The following is a 6,694-nucleotide window of genomic DNA, read 5'->3' as shown; positions in this document are numbered from 1 at the left end:
CGAGATGATTATTCGCCAATGGAATTTACATGAATAATTTCTAGAAAAATTTACTTTTTGCTCTTGCAATTTGTTATCTTTTTCGGTATTATAACTATTGTCAGGTTTGAGAAAAACCTTTTGGAGGAGTAGCGAAGTGGCTAAACGCGACGGACTGTAAATCCGTTCCTTAGGGTTCAGTGGTTCGAATCCACTCTCCTCCACCATTATTGGGGTATAGCCAAGCGGTAAGGCAACGGACTTTGACTCCGTCATGCGTTGGTTCGAATCCAGCTACCCCAGTCAGATGAATACGCAGAAAAAACAGCAAGTAGTCTTGCTGTTTTTTTTCGTTATTTAACCATTATTTTTTTTGGTTTGAGGAAGGGCTATAAGTTGAAGATTTTTTTTATTTGCGATACGCTAGTAGTAAAGCATTCGGGAGATGAAAACACATGAAATTTAAACTGAATCTAAAAGAAAAAGTAACGGAAGTTGCAGAGCATGTCTATGACGTTGTCAAAAAGGAAGACTATGCGATTCGTGTGGCTCCAAAAGGAATCAAAGTGACAAAACAGCGTAAGACAAAAGACACGATCAAATGGCGCGCAAAAAATCATTGATTAAAGGGCATTTAGCATAAGAGAAACTGCATATAGGCAGTTTCTTTTTTTATTCCTCAATTTCAATCCCCAAGACAGTTAGGTGACCGTTTGCCACTAGTTTGATGACGAGTTTTGCTAAATGGTCGGCGTGCATCGTTGTTTCTGCCGTTAGCCACCAATGCAGCGTGCCAACAAATATTGAGGTCATATAATCAATGATGAAGTCTAAGGGCACTTCAAGATCGCCTTCTGTAATCTTCAAGGTTGAAAAGATCTCTTGATACCGTTCCGTTAAAATCAGCCCCAGTTTTTTACGAATGATCTCAATGGCAGAGGCATCCATGATCGTCAAATAAAAAGAGCGATTCTTTTGAATGTGTAAAAAAAGTTCGGTCATGGCCGCTTCGATTTTACGGATCTTGATTCGATTGCCTTGGACGAAATCTTCAAAGTCAAGGATCGAGGTAAAAGATTCGACGGCCAAGTCAAATATTTTTTCATACAAGTCTTGCTTGTCTTTGTAATGGGCATAGAAGGTCGCGCGGTTGATCATGGCTTCGTCTGCGATATTTTGGACAGTCACTTGCTCGAAGCCTTTTTCTTCAACTAAGCGAATAAAGGCTTCAATAATGTACTTATTGGTTCGTTTGACACGTAAATCCAATTTTTTCATATTGTGAATTTCCTTTCAAAATAAACGACAAAAAACGTCTAATTGTTGTTTATCCCACACCTTCGTTGGAATTGTTTGTTGAATTATCAATCAAAAGAATTACAATGAACATAAGTATTATAACAAACGGCTTGTTAGATAATCAACAAAGTGTTGTTTAGATGGAGGCAACAAATGAAAAAATATAAGGCGGGCATCGATGTCGGTTCAACAACGGTCAAGATGGTTCTGTTAGATGAACGCAATCAAACGTGTTTTTCAAGGTATGAACGACACTATGCAGACATCCAAAAGGCAGCGGAAAAAATTATTAAAGAAGCGCAAGCAGTAATCCAAGATCAGCCAGTTGCGCTGGCGATTACCGGATCAGGCGGAATGGGGCTGGCAGAAGTTTTGCGGATCCCTTTTGTCCAAGAGGTCATCGCTTGTACCAAAACAGTCGAGACAGTGATCCCAGAAACGGATGTGGCGATCGAATTAGGCGGTGAAGATGCGAAGATCACCTTTTTTGAAGGTGCGTTGGAGCAGCGGATGAATGGTAGTTGTGCCGGTGGGACCGGTGCGTTTATTGATCAGATGGCGGTTTTATTGAAAACGGATGCCAATGGGGTCAATGAGCTAGCCAAGGGATACCAAACCCTTTATCCGATTGCCTCACGCTGCGGGGTCTTTGCCAAAACTGATGTGCAGCCGCTGATCAATGAAGGAGCGGCAAAAGCGGACATTGCTGCGAGTATTTTTCAAGCGGTGGTCAATCAAACGATTGCTGGCTTAGCAGCTGGTCGTAAAATCAAAGGCAAGGTAGCCTTCTTAGGCGGTCCACTGACGTTTATGTCGGAATTGCGTCAACGATTTATCGATACGTTGAACCTGCAAGAAGCAGATATCATTTTTCCCGAGAACCCAGAACTGTTTGTGGCGATGGGGGCTGCACTGTATGCAGAAGAAGCGCAGCAGCTTTCTGTACTATGCGACCGCTTAGCCAATGAAGAAGACGGCACACTTGCGCCAACAGATACGCTAGATCCTTTATTCAAAGACGAAGCAGAACTGGCTGCTTTTCGTGCCCGCCATGCCCAAGCGGTTGCTGCAGAAAAACCTTTGTCGGAGCATAAAGGTGCTGCTTATTTGGGTATCGATGCTGGATCAACGACAACGAAAGTCGTCTTGATCAATGATGCAGGGGATTTGTTGTTTTCTTTTTATGGCAACAATGAAGGCGAGCCGTTAGCGACAACGATGGCGGTTTTACAAGAGCTTTATCGTCAGATGCCTTCTGACGTTTACATCGCAAAGTCAACGATCACAGGGTACGGTGAGCATCTGATCAAACATGCACTGAAGGTCGATATCGGTGAAGTCGAAACGATGGCCCATTACAAAGCTGCTGAACATTTCCAGCCAGGGGTTGATTTTATCTTGGACATTGGTGGGCAAGACATGAAGGCGATGACAGTCAAAGACGGTGCACTTTCTTCGATTCAGCTAAATGAAGCCTGTTCGTCAGGATGCGGCTCGTTCATTGAGACCTTCGCCAAATCTATGAATCATGATGTCAAAGAATTTGCGCTGGCAGCGACAAAAGCCCAAGCGCCGGTTGACCTGGGTTCGCGTTGTACCGTCTTTATGAACTCAAAAGTCAAACAGGTCCAAAAAGAAGGAGCCTCTGTTGGCGACATTTCGGCTGGCTTGTCTTACTCGGTCATAAAGAATGCTATCTATAAAGTGATCAAGGTTCGGCGCCCCGAAGATCTTGGCGAGAAAATCGTCTGCCAAGGAGGGACTTTCTATAATGAAGCGGTTCTGCGCGCCTTTGAATTGATCAGCGGCCGTGAAGTCGTACGACCATCGATCGCTGGCTTGATGGGCGCTTATGGGGCGGCGTTGATCGCGTTAGAAGAAGCGGCGATCGACGATGTCAGTACGTTGTTGTCTCCTGCAGAAATGGCCGATTTTCAAGCAGAAAAAGAATTTACAAATTGCGGTCTTTGCGAAAACAATTGTTTATTAACCGTGACCCTCTTTTCGGATGGTCGAAAATTCATTACGGGGAATCGCTGCGAACGTGGTGCGCGGATCAAAATCAAAAAAGAAGACCGCAAAGTCAATCTCGTGGATGAAAAATACCGCCGCTTGTTCAAGTACCGTTCTTTGCGTAAAAAAGATGCCCTCCATGGGGAAATCGGCTTACCAAGAGTGTTGAATCTTTATGAAAATTATCCGCTATGGCATACCTTTTTCACCCAGTTAGGGTTTCGAGTAACCTTGTCGCCGCGTTCTAATAAAGAACTATATGAGCAAGGGATCGAAACGATTCCTAGCGATACCGTTTGTTACCCAGCCAAACTAGCCCATGGACACATCCAAGCTCTGATCGATCAAAACATACCGTTGATCTTTTATCCAGGAGTCATTTTTGAGCGAGTAGAGAACACTGCCGCTGAAAATCATTTTAACTGTCCAATCGTACAAAGCTATCCAGAAGTGATTCGTAACAACGTCGATGCGATTCGTGAAGGGGCGGTTGACTACCGCTGTCCATTTTTAAATCTGGCAGATGAAGCCTCAATGGTCAAAACCTTAATGGGGACGTTTCAAGATTTTGGTTTTTCTGAAGACGAAATTGCCCAAGCGCTGCGCAGCGGTTTCGAGGAACTAGATCAGTTCAAAGCAGATATTGCGCAACGGGGAGAAGAAACGCTGCGAATGCTGATGACGACCAACCAAAAAGGGATCGTTTTATCTGGAAGACCGTATCATTTGGACCCTGAAATCAACCATGGGATAGCGGAAGTCATTACCCAAGAAGGCTTTCATGTACTGACAGAGGACAGTATTGCTCATTTAGCAAATGTCGGCGATCTGCGGGTCGTGGATCAATGGGTCTATCATTCACGGTTGTATGCGGCTGCACGAGTGGTGGCGAAAAACAAGCAGTTGGAATTGGTTCAATTAAACTCCTTCGGCTGCGGGATCGATGCAGTGACCACCGATCAAGTCGAAGAGATCATGGCGCAATATGGCAAGCTGTATACGGTGTTGAAAATCGATGAGGGTGCAAACCTTGGGGCGATTCGGATTCGGTTGCGTTCCTTGAAAGCAGCAGTCAACGAACGGGATAAACAGCACTTTGTTCCTAAAAAGCAATACGAGGAACCAGCAAAGATTATTTTTACCAAAGAAATGCGCAAGCAGCACACGCTCTTATTGCCGATGTTGAGTCCCATCCACCAAAGCGGATTAGTAGATGTCGCTTTGCAGGCTTCTGGGTATCAAGTGGTCTGTCTGCCCAGTGAAGATCGAGAAGCAGTCAATGTCGGTTTGCGCTTTGTCAATAACGATGCCTGCTACCCGGCCATCATTTCCATTGGACAGCTGGTAGAAGCGCTACAAAGCGGGGAATATGACGTCGAAAACACCAGCGTATTGATGACCCAGACGGGCGGTGGGTGTCGCGCAACGAACTATATTCCCTTGTTACGTAAAGCATTGAACGATGCAGGATTTCCGCAAGTACCGGTGGTATCTATTTCGATGGGCAATACTGGTGTTGAATCAAATCCGGGCTTTCGCTTTACCTTGCCGATGATGAAACGCTTGGCGGTGGCATTTTTATACGGGGATCTCTTTGAACGAGTCGTTTATCGCACCCGTCCATATGAGCAAGAAGCAGGGGCTGTCGATCGGCTTCACCAAGATTGGCTGGAAAAAATTGCCAAAAATGTCCGCAATGGCTCCTTCAGCCTCTTTAATCGCAATATGAAGAAAATCATTCAAGACTTTGATCAAGTGCCGATAAGAGATATCAAGAAGCCGCGTGTCGGTGTCGTGGGAGAGATTTTAGTGAAGTATTCACCGACAGCTAATAATGATGTCGTTCGCCTGTTAGAAGCAGAAGGAGCGGAAGCGGTCGTACCAGATATTGTCGGCTTCATGAATTATTCCCTCTACAATCAAATTTGGCGCTACGAGCATTTGGGGATGGCGAAGAAAAGCAAAATGATCGCTGATTTTACGATCATGGCGATTGAAAGGCTCCAAAAACCGATGGATAAAGCACTTAGGGCGTCAACGCGCTTTGAGGGCATTCATTCGATCCATCAGCTTGCCGAGCAAGCGAGCGAGATTGTTTCCATCGGCAATCATACGGGAGAAGGCTGGTTCTTGACCGGTGAGATGATCGATCTGTTGGAAAATAATGTCAACAATATCATTTGTCTGCAACCATTTGGCTGTCTGCCAAACCATGTAGTAGGAAAAGGCGTCATGAAAGAGCTGCGTCGCCAGTACCCACAGGCGAACATTGCAGCGATTGATTACGATCCAGGTGTTTCGATCGTCAATCAATTGAATCGCATTCGCTTGCTGATGGCCACTGCCAATAAAGCGTTGGCTGAATAAATTCTCAAGCCAGCGACCGAACCAATTTAAAAGCAAAGAGACTGCTCTTGTTTGGACAATTTGTGATAACTTCTTTTTCTGCCTATAAAATGGGGAAAGAGTTCGCACAAATTGAGAAAAACTGAGCAGTTTTTGCTTTTTTTATTAGCTATTTAGGTATATACCAGTTATAATAGGAGGGGAACGGAGGAATGTGTAGTGGTGGAAAAATTACCTGTTTATATCCAGATTCATGATCAAATCAAAGCCAATATCGAAAACAATACATACAAAATCGGGGATCGTCTGCCTTCAGAACGGGAGTTGTCAAAACAATTCGGCGTGAGTCGCATGACGTTGCGGCAAGCGATCCAAACCTTAGCGGATGAGGGGATTCTTGAGCGCAAAATCGGTTCTGGCACTTATGTGGCTCGCCAAAAAGTACAAGAGAAAATGACGGGCACGACGAGTTTTACCGAAATTATGAATTCTCTTGGTCGTAAGCCTTCCAGCAAAGCGGTCGCTTATTTCTTGACGGCACCTAGCTCCAGTGAGATGGAAAAGCTGCAATTAGAAGGACACGAAACGATTTTACGGATGGAACGGATTCGGTATGCGGATGATGTGCCGATCTGTTTTGAAGTAGCGAGTATCCCTGAAAAGTTTATTCATGACTTTAGCAAGGAGGAGATCATCTCTTCCCTCTATAAAGTGTTGGAAGAAAAAGGACAGCGGAAAATCGGCGGCGCTTCACAGACGATCTCAGCTATGGTCGCTTCCGAGCAAATTGCTGATTACTTACAAATCAAACGCGGCGATGCGATTTTACGTATGCGGCAAATCACTTCATTTGAAGATGGACAACCATTTGAATATGTGCGCACCCAATATGTCGGCAATCGTTTCGAATTTTATATGGAAAAATAAGCTGCCTGAGACGGCTGGAAACAAAAAAGACGCGAAAAAGCCGAAAGGACACTGCGAGCATACGTGCTGTTGCTCCGCATCGGTCAATTCGGTTTTTCAACGATTGGGCGTTCCTGCATTCGCTGCAGCA

At 44.8% G+C, this 6,694-nt stretch carries 4 protein-coding genes and 2 tRNA genes; 5 read left to right on the top strand and 1 reads right to left on the bottom strand.

From position 1 onward, the window contains the following. The first annotated feature begins 122 nt into the window (after positions 1–122). The 3 genes from Q1X33_RS13845 to Q1X33_RS13835 all read left to right on the top strand — a co-directional run bounded on the left by Q1X33_RS13845 (position 123) and on the right by Q1X33_RS13835 (position 602). Positions 123–206 (top strand) — tRNA-Tyr (locus Q1X33_RS13845). Positions 207–210: 4 nt separating this feature from the next. Continuing rightward, positions 211–282 (top strand) — tRNA-Gln (locus Q1X33_RS13840). A gap of 152 nt (positions 283–434) precedes the next feature. Further along, positions 435–602, top strand: a complete 168-nt coding sequence (locus Q1X33_RS13835) for a hypothetical protein (RefSeq protein ID WP_005228760.1) — start codon at positions 435–437, stop codon at positions 600–602. 49 nt (positions 603–651) lie between these two features. Here the strand turns inward: Q1X33_RS13835 and Q1X33_RS13830 are convergent, their stop codons facing one another. Then, positions 652–1,257, bottom strand: a complete 606-nt coding sequence (locus tag Q1X33_RS13830) for a TetR/AcrR family transcriptional regulator (protein ID WP_005228762.1) — start codon at positions 1,255–1,257, stop codon at positions 652–654. A 174-nt stretch (positions 1,258–1,431) separates the two neighbouring features. On the opposite strand from Q1X33_RS13830, the gene Q1X33_RS13825 reads away from it, so the two are divergent. Both Q1X33_RS13825 and Q1X33_RS13820 read left to right on the top strand, forming a co-directional pair. After that, positions 1,432–5,658 (top strand): 2-hydroxyacyl-CoA dehydratase, encoded by a 4,227-nt coding sequence (locus Q1X33_RS13825; protein ID WP_034869156.1) that lies wholly within the window; start codon positions 1,432–1,434, stop codon positions 5,656–5,658. A 198-nt stretch (positions 5,659–5,856) separates the two neighbouring features. After that, positions 5,857–6,564 (top strand): GntR family transcriptional regulator, encoded by a 708-nt coding sequence (locus tag Q1X33_RS13820; protein WP_005228765.1) that lies wholly within the window; start codon positions 5,857–5,859, stop codon positions 6,562–6,564. Positions 6,565–6,694: the final 130 nt, after the last annotated feature.

It is taken from the genome of Enterococcus sp. B2E4, assembly GCF_030499455.1.
GTDB lineage: Bacteria > Bacillota > Bacilli > Lactobacillales > Enterococcaceae > Enterococcus_D > Enterococcus_D casseliflavus.
This window is presented reverse-complemented; position numbering and strand designations above follow the sequence as displayed.

Coding starts and splice junctions, on each gene's coding strand:
- Q1X33_RS13835 (WP_005228760.1), top strand. CDS start 435: ATGAAATTTAAACTGAATCTAAAAGAAAAAGTAACGGAAGTTGCAGAG.
- Q1X33_RS13830 (WP_005228762.1), bottom strand. CDS start 1,257: ATGAAAAAATTGGATTTACGTGTCAAACGAACCAATAAGTACATTATT.
- Q1X33_RS13825 (WP_034869156.1), top strand. CDS start 1,432: ATGAAAAAATATAAGGCGGGCATCGATGTCGGTTCAACAACGGTCAAG.